The sequence below is a fragment of the Vibrio sp. 1069 genome, assembly GCF_033340555.1.
This window is the reverse complement of sequence record NZ_JAWOWP010000517.1, coordinates 1-635: the sequence shown is the minus strand read 5'-3', so window position 1 is coordinate 635 and position 635 is coordinate 1. Positions and strand designations below refer to the sequence as shown.

Here is a 635-nt window from a genome sequence, read left to right as displayed (position 1 = left end):
GTGAACACCAATGTAGTAACGCCTGCTGCTTTTGCACGCTCAAGAACGTTTTTCATAAAGCCGCGGTCTTTTAGTACGTATAGCTGGAACCACATTGGACGCTCAATGGCTGGTGCCACTTCTTCAATCGGACAAACCGAAACAGTCGACATGGTAAAAGGAATGCCTTTTTTCTCTGCCGCTTTTGCTGCTTGTACTTCACCACGGCGAGCGTACATGCCAGTTAGACCAACAGGTGCTAGTGCGATTGGCATCGCAAGTTTCTCACCGAAAATCTCGGTCTCCAGACTCAAGTCTGTCATATCGCGTAGGACGCGCTGGCGTAGTGCAACATCGCCTAAATCGTCAGTATTACGCTTCAGCGTGCGTTCGTCGTAAGAGCCGCCATCAATATAATGGAATAGAAACGGAGGTAGCTTGGCTTTCGCGGCAGCGCGGTAATCGGTAGAAGCTGAGATAATCATAATTGTGTCCTAGCGGTTATTCTAAGCAAAGTTGTGGAGCATTTGCTCTTAAGTGAGCTTTCATCGCACTAAGCGCTAAAAGCATCAAAATGAGTATAGTTACCTTTGCATCACTTACTTTTGAATCGGTGATTTAGGTAACCCACTTACATAATTGGTTGAACAATCTTG

At 46.1% G+C, this 635-nt stretch carries 1 protein-coding gene; it reads right to left on the bottom strand.

The annotated features are described in order from the left end of the window. Positions 1 to 464 (bottom strand): alpha-hydroxy-acid oxidizing protein (locus R7040_RS27490; RefSeq protein ID WP_318097747.1); only part of this gene is annotated, 464 nt, incomplete at its 3' end. Positions 465 to 635: the final 171 nt, after the last annotated feature.